Raw genomic sequence first — 19,362 nt, 5'->3', positions numbered from 1 at the left:
AATTCAGCCCTCAGGCTGGTGTTCGTAACCCCAGCGCGGCGGCAACGGGATCGGCTCGCCAGCGTCGGTCAGCGTCACGCCGTCGCCTGCAGCGAAACAGCCGATGCACGTCGCGGCGACCGGCGGCACGCCAGCGGGGGGCAGCGCGAAGAGCAGCTCGTAATCGTCCCCGGCGGTCGCGGCGGCCAGCCGGGCGGGCCGGTCCTGGCCGCCGAATCCTTGTGCTTCGGTGGACAGCGGAATCCTGTCCAGCGCGACCGTCACCGCCAGCCCGCTCGCCCGCGCCATGCGGGCGGCGTCGATCAGCAGGCCGTCCGACACGTCCATCATCGCATGGACCACCGGCCCCAGTGCGCGCCCCTCGGTCAGCCGCGGCATGGGGCGGCGATACGCATCGCGCAGGGCGACGGGGCCATGGCCTGCTTGCGCGATCTTCAGGCCCAGGCCCGCATCGCCGATCACGCCCGTGACCCACAGGCCGTCGCCCGCCTTTGCCCCATCGCGTGAAGGGGCGGGGGCATCGCGGCCGAATGCGGTCAGGGTCAGGGTGCGGGGGCCGCGCGTCGATACGGTATCGCCACCGATCAGGCGCGCATCGAAGCGGGTCAGCACCGCCGCCAGCCCGTCGAGAAAGGCGTGGTCCCAGGCCGATTCGCCCAGTGGATAGTTGAGCAGCACCCCCTCGACCAAGGCACCCTTGGCGGCAAGGTCGGACAGGTTGGTCGCGACCAGCTTCCACGCGACATCGCCGGGCGGATCGTCGGACAAGAAATGCACGCCCTCGACCAGCGTGTCGGTGGTGACGACCAGCGGCCCGGCATCGATCACCGCGCTGTCGTCGACCAGATGCCGTGCACCGGGGTGCAGCGGCATCCGGCGCAACGCGGCGATGAACTCCGCCTCGGTCATCGGGGCGGTCGGGCGTTACGCCCGCGCGACCTTGGCGATCGCGTCGAGCAGGCCGTTGACGAAGCCCGATTCGCGCTTTTCGTAGAAAGCGTGGGCGACATCGACATATTCGCTGATGACCGCGCCGACCGGCACGTCATGGCGCGCGATCAGCTCATAGGTCCCGGCGCGCAGGATCGCCTTCATCGGCTTGTCGAGGCGGTTGAGCGTCCAGCCCTTGGCCAGCTTGCCCTCGATCATCACGTCGATCTCGCCCAGGCGCGCCTGGACGCCCTTCACGATGTCGTCGAAGAAATCGATGTCGGCATCGGCATATTCGACATCCTCGATGGTCGCGCCGATGCGGTGGTTGTGGAATTCGTGGAGCAGCGCGGCCAGCGGGGTCTGTTCCATGTCATGCTGGTAAAGCGCCTGAACGGCGGCAAGGCGCGCGGCGGCGCGCGCCTGGGTACGGGCGTTGGGACGAGTCATTGGCGGGCCTTTACCGGGCTGTCGCCAATTCGTCACGTATTTTGGGTGAGAGGGGTGGGACGTGGCCTTCGACGACGCTCAGGCTGAACGTCTGTTGGGAAACTAGGCTTGATACCAAATCCCGTTCAGCCTGAGCGAAGTCGAAGGCCAAGGGATAACGGACGTCACAAATCCCGACGAAAATACACCACCCGCTCGGTCTCATCGAACCCCAGCGCGCGGTGCATCGCATGCGAATCGACATTGTCGATCTCGGCATCGGAGGCGAACTCCGAACAGCCCTGCGCCCGGCCCCAATCCGCGACCGCCGCGACCAAGGCCCGCGCGGCACCGCGATTCCGATATTCCGGATCGACGAACAGCCCTTCCAGAAACGCGACCGGAGACGTGTCGCATCCATTGACGTAATCGTGGCGAATCGCCGCTTCGGCAAAACCGACGACCCGGCCATCCACCAGCGCGACGAAATGGCCGTCGCCCTCCGGCCTATCCGCCGGATCGCCCGCCTCATCCCCCCAAAGCGCCGCCCGCAACGCCAGCCATCGTTCCCGATGCTCCGGCGCGGCGGGCGTGACGATCATCGGTTGAGCCGCAACCGCAGCGCCACCGACTTGGCATGGGCCGGAAGCCCCTCGGCATGGGCCAGCGCGACCGTCGCGGGGCCGAGTTCGTTCAGTGCCGTCTCGGTCAGCCCCAGGAAGCTGGTGCGCTTCATGAAGTCGAGCACCGACAGCCCGCTGGCAAAGCGCGCGCGGCGGCCGGTCGGCAGGACGTGGTTCGGCCCGGCGACATAATCGCCGATCGCCTCGGGCGTGTGACGGCCCAGGAACACCGACCCGGCATGGCGCAGACGGTCGAACAGCGCCTGCGGATCGTCGACCGCGAGTTCGAGATGCTCGGGCGCGAGCCGGTCGACCAGCGGCATGGCGGCTTCCAGCGAATCGACCACGATGATCGCGCCGTTCGCGTCCCAGGCGGTGCGTGCGACGCTGGCGGTCGCCAGTTCGGGAATCTGCCGGTCGACGGCCTCGGCCACCCGTTCCGCGAAACCGGCATCGTCGGTGAACAGGATCGACTGGGTGACGGTGTCATGCTCGGCCTGGCTCAGCAGGTCGGCGGCGATCCAGTCCGGATCGTTCTTGCCGTCCGCGACGACGACGATCTCGGACGGGCCCGCCACCATGTCGATGCCGACCATGCCGTACACCTGCCGCTTGGCCTCCGCGACCCAGGCATTGCCCGGGCCGGTCACGACATCGACCCGCTGGATGCGACCGGCACCATAGGCCAGCGCGCCCACGGCCTGCGCCCCGCCAATGCGCCACACCTCGTCCACGCCCGCCAGATGCGCGGCGGCAAGGACCAGATGGTTGATCTCGCCCTTGGGGGTCGGCGTGACCATCACCAGCCGCTCGACGCCTGCCACCTTGGCGGGAATCGCGTTCATCAGCAGCGAGGAGGGATAGGCCGCGCGCCCGCCGGGGACATAGATTCCGGCCGCATCCACCGCCGTCCAACGCGCGCCCAGCCGGACGCCCTGCGCATCGACATAGTCGGTGTCGGTCGGCTTCTGCTTTTCGTGATAGGCACGGATGCGCGCGGCGGCGAGGTCGAGCGCGGCGCGCAGTTCGGGCTCCAGCGCCTCATAGGCTGCGCGGCAATCCGCCGGTTCGATCCGCCAGCCGGTCTCGGTGAGGTCATGTCCGTCGAACTGCCTGGTGAAGGCCGCCACCGCCGCCTCGCCATCGTCGCGAACCGCGCGAAGGATCACCTGCACGTCGCGCGCGACATCGGCATCGCTTTCGCGCCGGGCATCGACCAGTTCGTCGAAGGCGGCGGCGAAGCCCGCGTCTTGGGTGTTCAGCCGGATCATGCCGCTTCCCTTTCGGCCACCGCGCGACGGAACGCCTCGACCAGCGGCACGACCTGCGCACGCGTCTTCATCGCGGCGCGGTTGACGACCAGGCGCGAGGTGACCTCCTCGATCACCTCGACCTCGACCAGCCCATTTTCCTTGAGCGTGCGGCCCGACGACACCAGGTCGACGATGCGCGGCGCCAGGCCCAGCGTGGGGGCCAGTTCCATCGCGCCGTTCAGCTTGACGCACTCGGCCTGCACCCCGCGCGCCGCGAAGTGGCGGCTGGTGATATGCGGATATTTGGTCGCAACGCGGACATGGCTCCACCCGCGCGGATCGTCGCTTTCCGCCATTGCGGCAGGTTCGGCGACCGAGATGCGGCAATGGCCGATCTTCAGGTCGACGGGCGCGTAAAGCTCGGAATAGCCGAACTCGGAGAGCACGTCGGAGCCGACGATGCCCAGCTGCGCTGCGCCGTGGGCGACGAAGGTGGCGACGTCGAAGGCGCGGACGCGGATCAGCTCGATGCCGGGGACATCGGTGGCGAAGCGCAGCGCGCGGCTGTTCTTGTCGGTGAAGGCGGCTTCGGGCCGGATGCCGGCGGCGGCGAGCAGCGGCAGCGCCTCGGCCAGGATACGTCCCTTGGGGACGGCGATGATGAGCGGCTGGACCATGAGGATCGGGGGCTTAACCCCCGCCAACAGGGATCGCAATGTCGTTTCCCTTCCTCCCCTGCAAGGGGAGGTGGCAGTTCGCAGAACTGACGGAGGGGTGTCACCATCGGCGGTGACACCCCTCCACCACCGCTTCGCGGCGGTCCCCCTCCCCTGAAGGGCAGGGCTATCGCATATGAGCGAGTAGCGAGAGTAGGAAAGCATTGTTCCACCCTGCGCGCTTGATCTTGCCCTTGATGGATCCTTTGTCAGGGTGCTGTCTAAGGATATTGAGGGCGAGTTTGCGCAGGATGGCGAGGTTCTGCGGGGCATGATCCTTGCGGGCCCTTGCGGCATCCTCGCCGAAGTCGACATCGAGGACCCAGTGGAGCTGGTTCTCGATGGTCCAGTGGGCGCGAGCGACATCGAGCATGCGCTGGGGGCTAAGGACGGTGGACAGGAGGAACCAGCGCACGGCGTGGGTTTCGTGCTGGCCAGTGGGCTGGCGGTGGCTCTCGATCATGGCGACGGCGGCAACGCCGGGAAAGTCGAGATCGTCGGCAGGCAGGACGATGGCGCTGCGACTTTCTCGCCGGTCGTGGGCGATGGCGGGGGGCTGGTGGGCGCCGGTGGCCGGGTCGGCATCCCGAACGAGTGCCTGGGCGCGGGCGAGCAGGGTCGGCTGGTTGGCCTTGAGGGCCAGCGCATAGTCGGCCCCGGTAGCGAGGATAGCACGGGCCGTGTCGGGGCGGCAGTGGAGCGCGTCGGCGGTGACGATGCAGCCGTCCAGACGGAGCAGCGCGAGCGCCTGCTGGGCGCCGAGCACCTCGTTGCGGCCCGGTGCCAGCCGCTGACCGATGACCAGCCGGGTCTCGGCCGCCCAGATGTTGACCAGGTGCAGCGGCATCGCCCGGCGGCCGCGCGCATAGGCCCCCCGCAAGGCCTTCCCGTCGATCGCCACCACGCCCTGCAGCGCCCCGCCGAACGCCTTCATGAACGCCGCGAACGCCGCCTCGAAGGGCTCGCGTGCGATCATCCGGAAAACCCGACTGAACGTGTCGTGGCTCGGCGCCCCGTGGTCCAGCTTCACCACCTGTCGCAGCACCTCGAGCTTGGCGCGCGCAAACAGCGCCATCTCAGTACAGTCCTCCGCCCCGCATAACGACGCAGCCAGCGCCACGAAGATCACCTCCAGGAAATCATGGCGCGCGTTGCCCGCCCGCGGATCCGCCACCGCCCCGAAATACTCGACCACACGATCCATTCTTTACCTCCCGAACCATGCCGGGAATCTTCAGAATCGGTATCAAGCCACGCCGCAACCCATATGCGATCCCCCTGCCTTGCAGGGGAGGAATTAACCCAATCACACCTTCGCGGCGTAGATCATGCGGCCGGGGCCGAGATTGGCGAACACCCGGTCCAGTTCATTCTCGCCGACCGCGAAGCAGCCCTGGCTGCGACCCAGCATGCCGTGCGTCTTGATCATGTCGCGGTTGGCGTACCATGCCGAGTGGATCACGATCGCGCGGCCCAGCGCATTGTCGTTGGTGGGGTCCAGCCCGACCAGACGCTGCGACCGGCCATGCTTTCCGACATAGTAATTGTCGGTCAGGAAAGCGCCCTCGCTGCTGGCGTTCGAATTGAACGCGTTGGAAAAGCGCTGGACATAGCCGCTGTGCGACGGGTCCGACCCGCTGCCGTGCGAGACGAGCAGCGAGGTGCTCTTGCCGCTAATGAGGTCGACCAGGTGGAGGCGCGGTTCGGACGAGCCGACCGCGAAATCGACGATCGCCATCCGGTCGCGCTGCCGCACCTGCGAACCATGCTTCTGCAGCGAGGCCATCGCCTGACGCAGCAGCGCCGGGCGGACGACCCGCGACGAGGCCAGGATCGCCTGCGGCACCGCCGGAACGGTCGGACGGCTCGGGATCGGCGGCTGGCGCATCGGGCGCAGATCGCCCGCCGTCAGCCTTTCCCGAGCGCTCACAGCCCCCGGAACCGCCAGTGCCCCGGCCAGCACCAGCGCGTTCTTCAACAGCGCGCGCCGACCCGGCGCCGCGTCCAGATTATCGTGCATTTTGGTCCTTCAACCCCAGAAATCCCGCGAGACCTATATAGCAGGGGATGGGCCATTTTTCTGCCCGGCCCCCTATCCGTTGATCGCTTGGTTCCATCGACTCAGCGTAAGTTCCGTCTCACCGCAAAAATTTTCGCTTGGCACAAATAGTCGCTTGACGGGTTTAATATTTTGTGAACTCGCCAAGGAAAAGGGATATGAAGGCTCTCGCTTTTGCCGCCCTGTTGGGCGCGACGACGCTGGGTTTGGCAGCACCGGCATGGGCCGAGGACGGACCCGGCACGATCGCGGTGGCGCAGGCCGCCGCCGCGCTTGCCCCCAACCGATTCGTCTGGGCCGATCCGCAGATGACCGCCATCGATCCGGTCACGCAGCCCGTCACGGTGGTGGTCAGCCTGCCGATGCAGCGGGCCTATGTCTATCGTGGCGACACGATGATCGCGGCGGCGTCGGTGTCGACCGGCAAGGATGGCAAGGACACGCCCGTCGGCGTCTTCCCGATCCTCCAGAAGCGCGAGATGCATCGCAGCAACCTGTACAACTCGGCGCCTATGCCGTTCATGCAGCGGCTGACCTGGGATGGCGTGGCGCTCCACGCGGGTAACAATCCCGGCTTCCCCGATTCGCATGGCTGCATCCGCCTGCCCACCGCGTTCGCCAAGAAGCTGTTTTCGGTGACATCGGTGGGGACGAACGTGATCGTCACCGACCAGATGGTCGGCGATCATCTCGATCCGATGATGCTGGAAACCGAGGCGAGCCAGGCCAATCAGGCGCAGTTGGCGTCGCTGTCGCGGTGAGCGATTCCCGTGCGCTTCGACTGCGCTCAGCGTGAACGGGGTTCAGTACGGCGCTCCGTTCAGCCTGAGCGAAGTCGAAGGCCGCGCGAAGGCTTAAGCCGCCAACCCCAGCGCCCGAAGCTGCGGCCGCAACGCCGGTTCATCGGTAAAGTGCAGCGCGTGAATCCCCAGCGCCGCCGCTGCATCGATGTTCGCGCGATTGTCGTCGATGAACACCGCCTCGCCTGGCTCCAGCCCGAATCGGGCGAGCGCGAGGCGGTAGATGGCGGGGTCGGGCTTCACCAGCTTTTCGTCACCCGACACCACGATGTCGCGGAAGCGATCGAACAGCGCCGATTCGCGCGCGCGGAAGGGCGGCCAGAATTCGTGGCTGAAGTTCGTGATCGCGAACAGGGGCACGCCCGCCGCATCCAGTTCGGCGACGAGTTCGTGCATCCCGGCAATCGGATCGCCGATGCTTTCGCTGAAACGCGGACCCCAGGCGGCGATCAGCTCGCGATGCTGCGGGTACAGCGCGATCAGCTCCGCCGAGGTGTCGGCGAAGTCACGGCCCGCATCATGCTGGAAATGCCACTCGGTCGTGACGACATCACGCACAAATGCATCGAGCGCCCGATCGTCTGCGATCAGGCGCCGATACAGGATCCGGGGATCCCAGTCGTAAAGAACGCGACCGACGTCGAAGATGACGGCGGTCGGCCGATCGGCACGCGTCGTGGGCGCATCGCCCACCACGGTCGATTCGATCGGCATCAGGGCTGATTAGCCCTGGCGCGCCTTGAAACGACGGTTGGTCTTGTTGATGACATAGGTGCGGCCGCGACGGCGGATCACGCGGTTGTCCCGGTGGCGATCCTTGAGCGACTTCAGGGAATTGCGGATCTTCATGATCGATTCGCTTCTTTTGAACTGGAGGGTGATCTGGAAAGCGTCGCCGCCTAGTGGCAACGGGCGGCCAAGTCAAGGTTCGGGCATGACATCCGGGTCAGGAACGACACGCCCCCTTCCGCCGCCGGATCATCCCTCATATGTCATGCGTTGCCCATCCGTAACATCTCTCAAGGTCTGCAACGCATGAAAGCCCGCTCGCTCCTGATCCTCGCGGCCGCCGCCGGAACGCTGGCCGCCTGTTCCACCACGGGCGGGCGCCTGCCCCCGACCGAGGTGATCCGCTATCACCTGGGCGAGCCGATCGCGCGCGGGACCATCCGGGTCGAGCCGCTGTCGAACACCGGCCCGGCCAGCATCGAGTTCAAGACCTATGCCGCGGCGGTCGAGACCGCGCTGCTGCGCAACGGCTATTCGCTGGCGCAGGGCGATGCGCAGCCCGACTATATCGCCACCGTGTCCTTCACCCGCGCCAACCGGCTTGGGCCGCCGCGTCCCTCGCCCTTCTCGATCGGCCTGGGTGGCGGCAGCTTCTCCGGCGGGCGTGGCGGCGGCGTCGGGCTGGGCGGGGGGCTGAGCTTCCCGATCGGCAAGAGCCAGCCGCAGGAGATCATCGGCACGGAGCTGTCGGTCCAGATCAAGCGCCGCGTCGACCAGTCGCCCATCTGGGAAGGCAGTGCGCGCAACATCGCGCCGGTTCAGGCGCTGGCCAAGCTGGACGCCAAGGCGCAGGCCACCAAGCTCGCCGATGCGCTGTTCACCAAATTCCCCGGCGAATCGGGCCGTACGATCGAGGTGAAGTAAGGCGATGACGCTGACCATCAACGCGTCGTTCGACGGCGGCAATATCCGAGTCATCGGCATCGAGGGCGACCGAGTCGACCTGGAGATCGTCAAGGACAAGGATTCGGACTTCTATCAGTGGTTCTACTTTCGCGTCGGCGGCGCGAAGGGGCGGACGCTGACCTTCCGCATCCTGAACGGGGCGGATTCGGCTTTTCCGGATGGCTGGTCCAACTATCATGTCCGCGCCTCGACCGACCGGCAGGATTGGCGGATGACGCCGACCCGTTACGCCGACGGCGTGCTGGAATGGCAGTGGACGGGCGAGTCGGACCTTGCCTGGTTCGCCTATTTCGAGCCCTATACGATGGAGCGGCACAGCGATCTGGTCGCGCGGATCGCGGCGCGGGGCGTGCATCACGAGGAGATCGGGCAGTCGCTGGACGGCCAGCCGATCGACTATTTCCGGCTCGGCACGGGGCCCAAGCAGGTATGGCTCTATGCCCGCCAGCATCCCGGCGAGTCGATGGCCGAATGGTGGATGGAGGGTGCGCTCGACTGGCTGACCAGCCCGGCGGCCGAGTCGCTGCTGGCGGCCGCGACGGTCCATGTCGTGCCCAACATGAACCCGGACGGCACGCGGCGCGGGCATCTGCGCACCAATGCGGCGGGGGTGAACCTGAACCGCGAATGGCACGAGCCGACGCCCGAGCGCAGCCCCGAAGTGCTGTGCGTGCGCAACCGCATGGACCAGACTGGCGTCGACTTCGCGATCGACGCGCATGGCGACGAGGCGATTCCCGCGAACTTCATCGCCGGGTTCGAGGGCATCCCCAGCTGGACCGAGGAGCATGGCGCCAAATTCTATGAATTCGGTCGTCGCCTGGCCGCGCACACGCCCGATTTCCAGACCCAGATGGGTTATGAGAAGTCGAGCGCGGGCAATGCGAACCTCGCCATGTCGACCAACCAGCTTGCCGAGCGGTTCGGTGCGGTGTCGGTGACGCTGGAAATGCCGTTTAAGGATCACGCGCCCAACCCGGATCGTGTCCATGGCTGGTCGGGCGAGCGTTCGGCCAAGCTGGGCGTGTCGTGCCTTGAGGTGCTGGCCGGGATGATCGGAGAGATTTGATCCTGGGGGACTCCCGGATAGGGAGTCCCTTGGCCTTCGACTTCGCTCAGGCTGAACGGAGGTTGGGATAAAGCCCAATGCCCTGCACCACGTTCAGCCTGAGCGAAGTCGAAGGCCACGCCCCCAGCCTCGCCAAATTACCGGCGCACGCCCTCCGTCGCCAGATAGCCGTCCATCTCCGCCAAAACCCGCTCCAGACCGGCGCTATCTCCGGCTTCGGCGCGCACGGTCAGCGCGGCCTGGGTGTTGGACGCGCGCAGCAGCCACCAGCCCTCCGTCGTCCGCACCCGGACGCCGTCGGTGTCGTTGACCTCCGCCCCGTCGCGGGCCAGTGCGGCGGCCACCCGGTCGACGATCGCGAACTTCTCCGCCTCCGGAACCGCGATCCTTGTTTCGGGAATATCGACCATCGCGGGCATCGCCCCGCGCAACTCGGTCATCGAGCGGCCCGCCAGAAAGACGCTGCGAATCAAGCGGATCGCGGCATAATGCGCATCGTCGAAGCCGTACCATTCGCCCGCGAAGAAGAGATGGCCCGACATCTCGCCACCCAGCGGCGCGCCTGTCTCGATCATCTTGGTCTTCATCAGGCTGTGTCCGGTCTTCCACATGACCGGCTGACCGCCCAAGGCCTCGATATGGTCGAACAGAGTCTGGCTGGCCTTCACGTCCGCGACGATCGGCGCGCCGGGATGTTCGGCAAGGGCGGGGCCCGCCAGCAGCATCAGAATCTGGTCGCCCCAGATGACCCGGCCCTGTCCGTCGATCGCGCCGATCCGATCACCATCGCCATCGAAAGCGAATCCGAAATCGAGCTGCTTCGCGGCGACCAGCGCCTTCAGCGCCTCTAGGTTCGCCTCGACCGTCGGATCGGGGTGATGATGCGGGAAATGACCGTCCACATCGGTGAACAGCGTATGATGCTCACCCGGCAGGCGCTGGACCAGCTTTTCGATGACCGGGCCGGATGCGCCGCTGCCGCAGTCCCAGCCGATCCGGTATGCGCCACCCGCATAACCGGCCAGCAGCCGGTCGACATAGGCGTCGAGGATATCGCGATCCTCGACCGTTCCCGCACCTTTGGTCCAGTCGCGCGCCGTCGCCATCCGCGCCAGGTCCTGCACATCCTCGCCGAAAAAGGGGCGATGGCGCAGCACCATCTTGAAGCCATTGTCGTCGCGGGGATTGTGGCTGCCCGTTACCTGTACGGCGCCGTCCACCCCTAAAGTCGCTTCGGCGAAATAGACCATCGGCGTGGGGCCCAGGCCGATGCGAATGACGTCGACGCCGCTGTCGGTCAGCCCCTCGACCAGCGCGGCCTCCAGCATGGGCGAGCTTAGCCGTCCGTCGCGCCCGACGACAACGCGGGTGCCGCCCGCGCGCCGCACCCGCGTGGCGAAACCGCGCCCGACCGCATAGGCCGCGCCCTCGTCCAGCGTCTCGGGCACGGTGCCGCGCACGTCATATTCGCGGCAGGCGTCGGGGTGGATCACGGCGACCCGCTCACCCATCTCGGCGCGCCAGCAACAGGTCGCGCGCGGCATTCACCCGCCGCGTCAGGTCAGCCGAGCCGCCGCGATCGGGATGGACCTGCCCGATCAGGCGGCGATGCGCCTGGCGGATCGCCTCGACATCCGCGCCCGGCGGCAGGTCGAGGATCGCCAGCGCGTCCGCCTCGTCACGCGGCAGGCGGGGCGCGGGTTTGGGCCGGGTCGGGCGCGGCAGATAGCGCCACACCAGCCAGATGACCGCCAGCGCGATCAGCCATTTCATGCGGCCCCCATCATGCGGCGGCGTCTGCCTCTTTGGCGCTCAATTCCGCTCCCGCCTCGGGCAGTTGCAGCGCGGCCATCATCTCGCGCAGTTCCTGGCGCGCGGCGACATGGCCCAGGCCCATCGCGCCGAATTCCTTGGCGTCGATCATGGTCAGGCCGTTGGGGAACATCTCGCGATAGATCACGCGCTCGCCCAGGCCCGGGATCACGCGAAAGCCGACGCGGCGCGACAGATCGACCAGCGCATCGGACACGCGACGCATGTTACGCGCCTCGATATGCTGCAATCTGTTGCGCAGCACGACCCAGTCGATGGTGGTGCCGTCGGCGCGCGCGCGCTGCTTGCGTGCGTCCCAGATCAGTTCCGAATAGAAGCTCGGGCGCGTGACCTGGAACGTTTCCGGGTCGACCTGGCCGATCAGGTCGAAGTCGACGAAGCTGTCGTTCATCGGCGTGACCAGCGTGTTGGACAGCGCCGCCGCCGTCCGCGCGAAATGATCGTCGCGACCCGGCGTGTCGACGATCAGGAAGTCGGCATCCTGCGACAGGCCGAACCAGAGTTCCTCGAACCCTTCCTCGGTCTGGCTGGTATGCGTCGCATGGACCGGCATGGGCAGCTTGTGCCCGGTGCGCTTGATCGTCTCGGCGCGATTGTCGAGATAGCGGCCCACCGTCCGCTGGCGATGGTCCAGATCGAGACACGCCACGCGCGCGCCCTTCGCGGCCAGCGCGATCGCCACATGAACCGCCGTCGTCGATTTACCAGTGCCGCCTTTTTCATTGGCAAAGACAATGACGTGCGTTGAAGATAGCCGTTCCGGCAACTCGTCGCTTCCTTATTGATCCCCGTTGCCTCCCTACATAGAAGCCCTGGGCCTGGGGAACGAGGGGTAAAATCAGTGCAAGTCATTCGGGATCGCGAAGCCTTGGTCGAGGCGCTCGCCGCTTTGCGTGCCGAAGATGCGCGCGTGGCGCTAGTGCCGACCATGGGCGCGCTCCATGCCGGGCATATCGCGCTCGTCGAAGCGGCGAAGCGGCCGGGCACCAAGGTCGTGGCCTCGATCTTCGTGAACCCGAAGCAGTTCGGCGCGGGCGAGGATCTGGGCCGCTATCCCCGGCGCGAGCAGTCCGACATCCGCATGCTGACCGAGGCGGGTTGCGACCTGTTGTGGATGCCCGGCGTCGAGGTGATGTACCCGGAGGGTCATGCGACCTCGATCCGCGTCGACGGCGTCAGCGAAGGGCTGGAGGGCGCATCGCGTCCCGGCCATTTCGACGGAGTCGCCACGGTCGTCGCCAAGCTCTTCAACCAGGTCGGCCCCGATGCCGCCTATTTCGGCGAGAAGGATTTCCAGCAGCTGGCGGTGATCCGCCGCATGGTCGCCGACCTCGACTTTCCCATCGACGTGGTCGGCGTGCCGACGCAGCGTGACGATGACGGCCTGGCCCTGTCGTCGCGCAACATCTATCTGGACGAGGAACAGCGGGCCAAGGCCGTCGCCCTGCCGCGTGCGCTGGGCGTTGCTGCGCGCGCCATCGGGCGGGGCGAGGAGACAGCGACCGTTTTGGCCGATGCCCGCGCCACGCTGGCCGCCGCTGGATTTGAGGTCGATTATGTCGAACTGGTCGATGCGGTAACCCTTTCACTCGATTGCATCGACGATCATCCGCGGCGTCTGGTTGCCGCTGCCCGTATGGGATCGACCAGACTGATCGATAATATCGCCGTCATCGACCCGTCATGAGTTAACCAATTTGTGACCGTTATGGCCATAGAACCATGCTCGGACGCAGTGGCGTTCGAACAGAGGGGCAGGATATGGCCAACAGTAGCAAATCCGCACAATTCCTGATGGAAAGCCGGTTCGCCGACCACGTGGCGACCGACGACGGTGCGACGATGTACGATCTGGGGATCGCCTATTCGACCGGGTCCGCCGGCAAGCGGCTGGACCTGATCGAGGCGCATAAGTGGTTCAACCTGGCGGCGGTGGCGGGCTTCCTGCCCGCGCAGATCGCACGCGCCGAAGTGGCCAGCGACATGACCGCGCGAGAGATCGCCGAAGCCCAGCGCCAGGCCCGCGCGTTCCTCCACGGCAACATGGTACAGATGCGCGCCGCCTGACATCACGCTAACATGGCATGACCATGGGTGGTCGTGACGATGGATGGTGTAAGAGCGTGGCGGAAAAGGGTGGGAATAACTGCACGGTGACGATCAGCTTTGGGCGTCTCGTCGTTCACCTTGGGTTTGTGATAGCTGTCAGCCTGTCCGTGACGATCATGCTCGAACGCTATGCCAGCTTGCCGCACTGGATGGTGGCCAATAATCCCCATGGCCGATCGCTGGCCGGGATCATTGGATTGGCAGCCAGCCTGCTCGTCCGTCGAGGTTTCGACAAGCTCCTGCCGTTGGTGGAGCAGACCAAATCCTGAGCAAGGCGATATCGCTCGGAGGCTGGGACGCCTTCAATGTGTCGACCCACTCCATGTTGAGCCAATAATTGATGGTGCATACGGCCTGAACTCGCCGACCACCGCGCGCTGATCCGCCCGAACGGGGCGGGCCGGGATCAGCTCACGGGATCAGGTTCGACTCAGGCTTCGCTCGTCGTCTTCGCCACAGCTTTCTTGGCAGGGGCTTTCTTGGCCGGAGCCTTTTTGGCCGGTGCCTTCTTTTCCGTCGTCGTCTTGTCCGCCGCCTTCTTGGCAGGCGCCTTTTTCGCCGCCGCCTTCTTCGCCGGTTTCTTGCGCGCCGGAGCGGCCGCCGCCCGCGCGTCGATCAACTGCGCGGCTTCTTCCAGCGTCAGCTGGTCCTTGTCGACCGTCTTGGGGATGGTCGCATTGGTCTCACCATCGGTGACATAGGGGCCATAGCGCCCCTCCATCAGCTTGATCTCCGCCTCGGTGCGCGGATGCTTGCCCAGTATCTTGAGCGGTTCGCGCGACGCGGTGCCGCGCGCGGCGCGCCCGCCACCCGCCGCCGCCTCGGCCAGCTTGACCACGGCGGCGTTCATGCCCGTTTCGAACACATCGGCGGTCGAGGTCAGCCGCGCATATTTGCCCGCATGCGCCAGATAGGGGCCGTAACGCCCGATCGACGCGGTGATCGGCTCGCCCGTTTCCGGGTGGTTGCCGATGGTGCGCGGCAGGCTGAGCAGTTTGAGCGCCCATTCCAGGTCGAGATCGACATCCTTGGGGATCGAAGCGCGCTTGGCGTCCTTGCCCTCGCCCAGCTGGATATAGGGGCCGAACCGCCCCGACTTGCGCTCGACGGGCAGGCCGGTTTCGGGATCCTGACCAAGCGTTTCCGGGCCGCTGTCCTCACCCGCGCCTTCGCCACCCTGCGCGAAGCGGCGGGTATATTTGCACTCCGGGTAGTTGGAGCAGGCGATGAACGCACCGAACCGGCCGCCGCGCAGCGCCAGCTTGCCCTCGCCGCAATTCGGGCAGAGGCGCGGGTCCGACCCGTCCGCCTTTTCGGGGAACAGATAGGGTGCCAGGAACTGGTCCAGTTCGGCGGTAATGGCCGAGGGCTGCTGCTCCATGACTTCGGACGTGCGCGGCTTGAAGTCGCGCCAGAAGGCGTCGAGCACGGCCTGCCACTGGGCCCGGCCGCCGGACACGTCGTCCAGCTCCTCTTCCAGCTCGGCGGTATAGTCATAGCCTACATATTTCTCGAAGAAGCGTTCGAGGAACGCCGTCACCAGCCGTCCGCTCTCCTCGGCGAAGAAGCGGTTCTTCTCGACGCGGACGTATGCGCGGTCCTTCAGCGTCTTGATGATCGAGGCATAGGTGGACGGACGCCCGATGCCGAGTTCCTCCATCCGCTTGACCAGCGACGCTTCGGAGAAGCGCGGCGGCGGCTGGGTGAAATGCTGCTCGGCCTTGACCTCCTTCTTGGCAGGCGCATCGCCTTCGCGCAGGCGGGGAAGGCGGCGGGCCTCTTCGTCCTGGCTGTCGTCCTGGCCTTCCTCATAGAGCGCCAGATAGCCGGGGAAGAGCACGACCTGGCCCGTGGCCCGCAGGACATGGCGGCCGGTGCCGTCGGCCATGTCGATGGTCGTCCGCTCCATCCGGGCCGAGGCCATTTGCGATGCCAGCGCGCGCTTCCAGATCAGGTCGTAGAGGCGACCATGGTCGCCCGACCCTGCGCGGTCGCGGCTGAAATCGGTCGGGCGGATCGCCTCGTGGGCTTCCTGGGCGTTCTTCGCCTTGGACTGGTACATGCGCGGCTTGTCGGGGACATAGGAGGCGTCATAGCGCTCGGCCACGGCCTTGCGCGCCGCCGAGATGGCCGAGCCGTCCATCTGGACGCCATCGGTACGCATGTAGGTGATCGCACCGTCCTCATAGAGCTGCTGCGCGATCCGCATCGTGTGATCCGCCGAGAAGCCCAGCTTGCGCGCGGCCTCCTGTTGCAGGGTCGAGGTGGTGAAGGGCGGCGGCGGGTTGCGCGTCGCGGGCTTGGTCTCGACCGACTGGACCTGGAAGCGGCCCGCCTCGACATCGGCCTTGGCGCGGGTCGCGTCACCTTCATTGCCGATCGACAGGCGGTCGAGCTTCTTGCCCTCCCACTGGACCAGACGCGCGACGAAGGGCGTGCCGTCCTGCTCCATATCGGCCGTCACCGACCAATATTCCTGCGGCCGGAACGCCTCGATCTCACGCTCGCGCCCGACGATCAGGCGCAGCGCCACCGACTGGACGCGCCCCGCCGACTTGGCACCGGGCAGCTTGCGCCACAGCACCGGCGACAGGGTGAAGCCGACCAGATAGTCGAGCGCCCGTCGCGCCCGGTAGGCGTCGATCAGGTCGGTATCCAGCTCACGCGGATTCTGCATCGCATGCAGGATGGCGGGCTTGGTGATCGCGTTGAACGTCACCCGCTCGACCTTGTCGGGCAGCGCCTTGCGGTTCTTCAGAACCTCCTGAACATGCCACGAAATCGCCTCACCCTCGCGATCAGGGTCGGTGGCCAGGATCAGACGGTCGGCCTTCTTGGCCTCATCGGCGATTGCCTTCAGCTGGCGCGCCTTGTCCGCATAGTTTTCCCACTCCATCGCGAAATTCTGGTCCGGGTCGACCGAGCCGTCCTTGGGCGGCAGGTCGCGGACGTGACCATAGCTCGCCAGGACCCGGTAGTCCGAACCCAGATATTTCTCGATGGTCTTCGCCTTGGCGGGCGATTCGACGATGACAAGCTGCATGAGTGGTAAAACTACGTCCCTTACGTGTGTACGCGAGGATGGGGAGGGGGCGGGGGGAGGTCAAGCGGGGTTGGATCGGGGGCGGAGGGGCGTGGCCTTCGACTTCGCTCAGGCTGAACGGAGGTTGGGGCGCGGCCGCATATACCACCACCCGTTCGGCCTGAGCGAAGTCGAAGGCCATGCGGAAACCTCACCCCAATGCCACCCGGCCACCGGCATGCCGCTCCAGCCGTCCGGCGAGTTCCAACTCCAGCAGGATCGTCTGGACGATGGCGGGCGGGCGGCCGCTCTGGCGGATGAGTTCGTCCACGCTCACCGCCACCGGGCCGAGCAGGTTGGTCACGCGCGCGCGGTCGGCCTCGTTCGCTTCGTGCGGCGGCGGGGGTGTATAATGCGCCTCCGGCGCGCGGACCATGCGCGGGTCTATGGGGCGGATCTGTTCGAGAATGTCCGCCGCCGACTGGATCAGCACCGCGCCTTCGCGGATTAGCATATTGCACCCTTGCGCGCGCGGATCGGCGGGGTGGCCGGGCACCGCCATGACCTCGCGCCCTGCCTCGCCCGCCAACCGCGCGGTGATGAGCGAGCCGGATCGCGGGGCGGCCTCGACCACCACTGTGCCTTGCGCCAGCCCGGCGATGATCCGGTTGCGCGAGGGGAAGTGGCGGGCCAGCGGCTGGGTGCCCGGCGGCTGTTCGGCGATCAGCAGGCCGCGCGTCGCCACCTCTTCCTGCAACCGGGCGTTTTCGGGCGGGAAGGCGATGTCGATGCCGCTGGCGATGACGCCGATCGTGCCGCCGTCGAGCGCGCCGATATGCGCCGCCGTGTCGATGCCGCGCGCCAGCCCCGAGGCGACGGGGACGTTCTGCGCCGCCAGGTCCTGCGCCAGTCCGCGCGCGAAGCGGCACGACGCGGCCGAGGCGTTGCGCGCACCGACCAGCGCCACCCCGCCGCGCCGGGCCAGCGCGATATCGCCGCGCACGATCAGCGCGGGCGGCGCGGTGTCGAGTTCGGCGAGAAGGGCGGGATAGTCCGCCTCACCCAGCAGCACATGGCGCGCGCCGAGTCGGGCGACCGTCTCGATCTCTCGGGCGATGGTGGCGGGATCGGCGGCTTTGGGGGCCTCGCCGCCGCCGCGCCGGGCAAGGCCGGGCAGCGCGTCGAGCGCCGCCTCCGCCTCGCCGAAACGCGCCATCAGCTGGCGCCAGGTGACGGGGCCGATGCCATGCGTCCGCAACAGCCGGAGCTGTGCGAACCGCGCGTCAGTCACGCTTCTTGCCGATACGGGGTTCGGTGCCGGCCAGCAGCCGCTCGATATTCGAGCCGTGCTTCCAGATGACGATCAGGGCGAGCGCGATCAGCAGCAGGACCAGGTCGAACCGGCCGAGCACCGCCGCCGCCAGCGGTGCGCTGACCGCCGCCGTCATGCCCGCCACCGCCGAGATGCGCAGCGTCGCCAGCAGGCCCAGCCAGACCACCGCATAGACCACGCCCAGCGGCCAGTAGAGCGCGACCACCACGCCCATCAGCGTGGCGACGCCCTTGCCGCCGCGAAACTTCAGCCAGATCGGGAAGCAATGCCCGACAAAGGCGGCCGCCGCCGCCAGCGCTTCCTCGCCGGGCAGCCAGTGGCGGACGATCAGCACGGCGGCCACGCCCTTCAGCATGTCGAGGATCAGCGTCGCGGCAGCCAGGCCCTTGCGGCCGGTGCGCAGGACGTTGGTCGCGCCGATATTGCCCGACCCGATACTGCGCAGATCGCCCGCCCCGGCGGCGCGCGTCAGGATGATTCCGAACGGAATCGACCCCAGCAGATAGCCGATCAGCAAGGCCCAGGTCGGCGGCCCCCAGATGATTTCGGTCGGCAATAGTCTTCCCCTGTGCTCCGGGACAGACATAGAACATGCGCGGGGGCCTGTCCAATCGGCGGCGCTCTGGTTTCGGTCGCGCGCGCCGCTTATGAGGCGGGGATGAGCGATGCGCGTCCCATCCTGTTCTTCGATTCCGGCGTCGGCGGACTGTCGATCGCGGGGCCTGCGCGCGCGGCCTTGCCGACCGCGCCCTTCGTCTATGTCGCGGACAGTGCGGGCTTTCCCTATGGCGAGAAAAGCGAGGCGGAGATTGCCGGGCGCGTGCCCGCGTTGCTCGGGCGGCTGGCGGAGCGATATCATCCGCGCCTGATCGTCATCGCGTGCAACACCGCCTCGACCATCGCGCTGCCCGCGGTGCGCGCGGCGCTCGACCTGCCCGTGGTCGGCACGGTGCCCGCGATCAAGCCCGCCGCCGTGATGAGCGAGACGCGCACGATCGGCGTGCTCGGCACCCGCGCGACGGTGCGCCAGGCCTATGTCGACGATCTCGCCGCGCGGTTCGCGGGCGATTGCCGGGTGATCCGGCACGGCTCGGCGGAGCTGGTCGAGCTGGCCGAGGCGAAACTGCGCGGCGAGTCGCTGTCACGGGAGGCGTTCGCGGCGGTGCTGAACGGGCTGTTCGGGCAGGAGGGCGGCGCGGAGATCGACGTCATCGTCAACGCCTGTACCCATTTCCCGCTGGTCGAGGCCGAGCTGGCGGCGGCGGCTCCGCATGCGGTGCGCTTCGTCGATGGCGGGCCGGGAATCGCCCGACGGATCGCGTTCCTGACCGAGGGGCAGGCCTGGCCCGACTCGGCCGGAGAGGGTGTGGCGGTGTTCACGCGACTCGGGGAGCGCGAGCGGGCGCTGACGCCGGGACTGGCGGCGCGCGGCTTCACGCGGATCGAGGCGCTGTAAGCCTCCACCTCCGTTCGCACTGAGCGAAGTCGAAG

General features: G+C 67.2%; 22 protein-coding genes. 7 read left to right on the top strand and 15 right to left on the bottom strand.

All coding sequences use genetic code 11. From position 1 onward, the window contains the following. Nucleotides 1-3: 3 nt before the first annotated feature. The 7 genes from thiL to AC1GI4_RS08940 all read right to left on the bottom strand — a co-directional run bounded on the left by thiL (nucleotide 4) and on the right by AC1GI4_RS08940 (nucleotide 5,971). Complete coding sequence (thiL, locus tag AC1GI4_RS08970; RefSeq protein ID WP_479629287.1) at nucleotides 4-909, bottom strand: thiamine-phosphate kinase; 906 nt, start codon at nucleotides 907-909, stop codon at nucleotides 4-6. Nucleotides 910-924: 15 nt separating this feature from the next. After that, entirely contained in the window at nucleotides 925-1,380 is a 456-nt protein-coding gene (gene nusB, locus AC1GI4_RS08965) for a transcription antitermination factor NusB (RefSeq protein WP_294270937.1), read from the bottom strand. A gap of 164 nt (nucleotides 1,381-1,544) precedes the next feature. Further along, nucleotides 1,545-1,961 (bottom strand): aminoglycoside 6'-N-acetyltransferase, encoded by a 417-nt coding sequence (gene aac(6'), locus AC1GI4_RS08960; RefSeq protein ID WP_294270939.1) that lies wholly within the window; start codon nucleotides 1,959-1,961, stop codon nucleotides 1,545-1,547. Next, a complete protein-coding gene (hisD, locus tag AC1GI4_RS08955; protein ID WP_479629286.1) occupies nucleotides 1,958-3,253 on the bottom strand; it encodes a histidinol dehydrogenase in 1,296 nt (431 codons plus the stop codon). The genes aac(6') and hisD overlap by 4 nt, the downstream gene beginning before the upstream one ends. Then, nucleotides 3,250-3,912: an ATP phosphoribosyltransferase gene (hisG, locus tag AC1GI4_RS08950; protein ID WP_294270943.1), complete on the bottom strand. Its 663-nt coding sequence runs from the start codon at nucleotides 3,910-3,912 to the stop codon at nucleotides 3,250-3,252. The genes hisD and hisG overlap by 4 nt, the downstream gene beginning before the upstream one ends. A gap of 166 nt (nucleotides 3,913-4,078) precedes the next feature. Beyond that, nucleotides 4,079-5,155, bottom strand: coding sequence for an ISAs1 family transposase (locus tag AC1GI4_RS08945; protein WP_479629285.1), 1,077 nt, complete (start codon nucleotides 5,153-5,155; stop codon nucleotides 4,079-4,081). A 102-nt stretch (nucleotides 5,156-5,257) separates the two neighbouring features. Further along, the gene (locus AC1GI4_RS08940; protein WP_479629284.1) at nucleotides 5,258-5,971 is read right to left on the bottom strand and encodes a murein L,D-transpeptidase catalytic domain family protein; all 714 of its coding nucleotides are present in this window, start codon (nucleotides 5,969-5,971) and stop codon (nucleotides 5,258-5,260) included. A 197-nt stretch (nucleotides 5,972-6,168) separates the two neighbouring features. On the opposite strand from AC1GI4_RS08940, the gene AC1GI4_RS08935 reads away from it, so the two are divergent. Beyond that, nucleotides 6,169-6,771, top strand: a complete 603-nt coding sequence (locus AC1GI4_RS08935) for a L,D-transpeptidase family protein (protein ID WP_479629283.1) — start codon at nucleotides 6,169-6,171, stop codon at nucleotides 6,769-6,771. Between the two features lie 93 nt (nucleotides 6,772-6,864). On the opposite strand, the gene AC1GI4_RS08930 is transcribed toward AC1GI4_RS08935, so the two are convergent. After that, nucleotides 6,865-7,524: an HAD family hydrolase gene (locus tag AC1GI4_RS08930; RefSeq protein WP_479629282.1), complete on the bottom strand. Its 660-nt coding sequence runs from the start codon at nucleotides 7,522-7,524 to the stop codon at nucleotides 6,865-6,867. Between the two features lie 9 nt (nucleotides 7,525-7,533). Further along, complete coding sequence (ykgO, locus tag AC1GI4_RS08925; RefSeq protein ID WP_003046794.1) at nucleotides 7,534-7,659, bottom strand: type B 50S ribosomal protein L36; 126 nt, start codon at nucleotides 7,657-7,659, stop codon at nucleotides 7,534-7,536. Nucleotides 7,660-7,845: 186 nt separating this feature from the next. On the opposite strand from ykgO, the gene AC1GI4_RS08920 reads away from it, so the two are divergent. Both AC1GI4_RS08920 and AC1GI4_RS08915 read left to right on the top strand, forming a co-directional pair. Then, nucleotides 7,846-8,463: a DUF4136 domain-containing protein gene (locus tag AC1GI4_RS08920; RefSeq protein ID WP_294270955.1), complete on the top strand. Its 618-nt coding sequence runs from the start codon at nucleotides 7,846-7,848 to the stop codon at nucleotides 8,461-8,463. 4 nt (nucleotides 8,464-8,467) lie between these two features. Further along, complete coding sequence (locus AC1GI4_RS08915) at nucleotides 8,468-9,574, top strand: M14 family metallopeptidase (protein ID WP_479629281.1); 1,107 nt, start codon at nucleotides 8,468-8,470, stop codon at nucleotides 9,572-9,574. A 137-nt stretch (nucleotides 9,575-9,711) separates the two neighbouring features. Here AC1GI4_RS08915 and pgmG read toward each other — a convergent pair whose 3' ends face one another. From pgmG to AC1GI4_RS08900, 3 genes are read right to left on the bottom strand one after another with little or no spacing between them, the layout of a single operon-like run. Further along, a complete protein-coding gene (pgmG, locus tag AC1GI4_RS08910; protein WP_479629280.1) occupies nucleotides 9,712-11,118 on the bottom strand; it encodes a phosphoglucomutase/phosphomannomutase PgmG in 1,407 nt (468 codons plus the stop codon). Next, nucleotides 11,078-11,347, bottom strand: coding sequence for a J domain-containing protein (locus AC1GI4_RS08905; protein ID WP_433909647.1), 270 nt, complete (start codon nucleotides 11,345-11,347; stop codon nucleotides 11,078-11,080). Before AC1GI4_RS08905 ends, pgmG begins: the two co-directional genes overlap by 41 nt. Before the next feature lie 10 nt (nucleotides 11,348-11,357). Continuing rightward, the gene (locus tag AC1GI4_RS08900; protein ID WP_294270965.1) at nucleotides 11,358-12,173 is read right to left on the bottom strand and encodes a division plane positioning ATPase MipZ; all 816 of its coding nucleotides are present in this window, start codon (nucleotides 12,171-12,173) and stop codon (nucleotides 11,358-11,360) included. 75 nt (nucleotides 12,174-12,248) lie between these two features. Here AC1GI4_RS08900 and panC point away from each other — a divergent pair, with 75 nt between their 5' ends. The 3 genes from panC (at nucleotide 12,249) to AC1GI4_RS08885 (ending at nucleotide 13,785) form a co-directional block, all read left to right on the top strand. Continuing rightward, complete coding sequence (panC, locus tag AC1GI4_RS08895) at nucleotides 12,249-13,094, top strand: pantoate--beta-alanine ligase (protein WP_479629279.1); 846 nt, start codon at nucleotides 12,249-12,251, stop codon at nucleotides 13,092-13,094. Between the two features lie 74 nt (nucleotides 13,095-13,168). Then, a complete protein-coding gene (locus tag AC1GI4_RS08890) occupies nucleotides 13,169-13,474 on the top strand; it encodes a hypothetical protein (protein ID WP_433909649.1) in 306 nt (101 codons plus the stop codon). A 17-nt stretch (nucleotides 13,475-13,491) separates the two neighbouring features. Further along, nucleotides 13,492-13,785, top strand: a complete 294-nt coding sequence (locus AC1GI4_RS08885; protein ID WP_294270971.1) for a hypothetical protein — start codon at nucleotides 13,492-13,494, stop codon at nucleotides 13,783-13,785. A 161-nt stretch (nucleotides 13,786-13,946) separates the two neighbouring features. Here AC1GI4_RS08885 and topA read toward each other — a convergent pair whose 3' ends face one another. The 3 genes from topA to plsY form a co-directional block, all read right to left on the bottom strand. Continuing rightward, nucleotides 13,947-16,559 (bottom strand): type I DNA topoisomerase, encoded by a 2,613-nt coding sequence (topA, locus tag AC1GI4_RS08880; protein ID WP_479629278.1) that lies wholly within the window; start codon nucleotides 16,557-16,559, stop codon nucleotides 13,947-13,949. Between the two features lie 190 nt (nucleotides 16,560-16,749). Continuing rightward, entirely contained in the window at nucleotides 16,750-17,829 is a 1,080-nt protein-coding gene (dprA, locus tag AC1GI4_RS08875; RefSeq protein WP_479629277.1) for a DNA-processing protein DprA, read from the bottom strand. After that, nucleotides 17,822-18,427, bottom strand: coding sequence for a glycerol-3-phosphate 1-O-acyltransferase PlsY (gene plsY, locus AC1GI4_RS08870; RefSeq protein ID WP_479629276.1), 606 nt, complete (start codon nucleotides 18,425-18,427; stop codon nucleotides 17,822-17,824). The genes dprA and plsY overlap by 8 nt, the downstream gene beginning before the upstream one ends. Before the next feature lie 102 nt (nucleotides 18,428-18,529). Here plsY and murI point away from each other — a divergent pair, with 102 nt between their 5' ends. Further along, nucleotides 18,530-19,327 carry a glutamate racemase gene (murI, locus tag AC1GI4_RS08865; RefSeq protein ID WP_479629275.1) on the top strand — a complete coding sequence of 266 codons (798 nt, stop codon included), beginning with the start codon at nucleotides 18,530-18,532 and terminating at the stop codon, nucleotides 19,325-19,327. Nucleotides 19,328-19,362: the final 35 nt, after the last annotated feature.

The organism is Sphingomonas sp. 77B, assembly GCF_056497825.1.
Note: the sequence above shows the minus strand (reverse complement) of the source record. Positions and strands in the feature narration are given on the sequence as shown.

Bases quoted from the DNA above. Each gene is read 5' to 3' on its own strand.
- thiL (WP_479629287.1), bottom strand. From the start codon at position 909: ATGACCGAGGCGGAGTTCATCGCCGCGTTGCGCCGGATGCCGCTGCAC.
- nusB (WP_294270937.1), bottom strand. From the start codon at position 1,380: ATGACTCGTCCCAACGCCCGTACCCAGGCGCGCGCCGCCGCGCGCCTT.
- hisD (WP_479629286.1), bottom strand. From the start codon at position 3,253: ATGATCCGGCTGAACACCCAAGACGCGGGCTTCGCCGCCGCCTTCGAC.
- hisG (WP_294270943.1), bottom strand. From the start codon at position 3,912: ATGGTCCAGCCGCTCATCATCGCCGTCCCCAAGGGACGTATCCTGGCC.
- AC1GI4_RS08945 (WP_479629285.1), bottom strand. From the start codon at position 5,155: ATGGATCGTGTGGTCGAGTATTTCGGGGCGGTGGCGGATCCGCGGGCG.
- AC1GI4_RS08940 (WP_479629284.1), bottom strand. From the start codon at position 5,971: ATGCACGATAATCTGGACGCGGCGCCGGGTCGGCGCGCGCTGTTGAAG.
- AC1GI4_RS08935 (WP_479629283.1), top strand. From the start codon at position 6,169: ATGAAGGCTCTCGCTTTTGCCGCCCTGTTGGGCGCGACGACGCTGGGT.
- AC1GI4_RS08930 (WP_479629282.1), bottom strand. From the start codon at position 7,524: ATGCCGATCGAATCGACCGTGGTGGGCGATGCGCCCACGACGCGTGCC.
- ykgO (WP_003046794.1), bottom strand. From the start codon at position 7,659: ATGAAGATCCGCAATTCCCTGAAGTCGCTCAAGGATCGCCACCGGGAC.
- AC1GI4_RS08920 (WP_294270955.1), top strand. From the start codon at position 7,846: ATGAAAGCCCGCTCGCTCCTGATCCTCGCGGCCGCCGCCGGAACGCTG.
- AC1GI4_RS08915 (WP_479629281.1), top strand. From the start codon at position 8,468: ATGACGCTGACCATCAACGCGTCGTTCGACGGCGGCAATATCCGAGTC.
- pgmG (WP_479629280.1), bottom strand. From the start codon at position 11,118: ATGCCGCGCGCGACCTGTTGCTGGCGCGCCGAGATGGGTGAGCGGGTC.
- AC1GI4_RS08905 (WP_433909647.1), bottom strand. From the start codon at position 11,347: ATGAAATGGCTGATCGCGCTGGCGGTCATCTGGCTGGTGTGGCGCTAT.
- AC1GI4_RS08890 (WP_433909649.1), top strand. From the start codon at position 13,169: ATGGCCAACAGTAGCAAATCCGCACAATTCCTGATGGAAAGCCGGTTC.
- AC1GI4_RS08885 (WP_294270971.1), top strand. From the start codon at position 13,492: ATGACCATGGGTGGTCGTGACGATGGATGGTGTAAGAGCGTGGCGGAA.
- topA (WP_479629278.1), bottom strand. From the start codon at position 16,559: ATGCAGCTTGTCATCGTCGAATCGCCCGCCAAGGCGAAGACCATCGAG.
- murI (WP_479629275.1), top strand. From the start codon at position 18,530: ATGAGCGATGCGCGTCCCATCCTGTTCTTCGATTCCGGCGTCGGCGGA.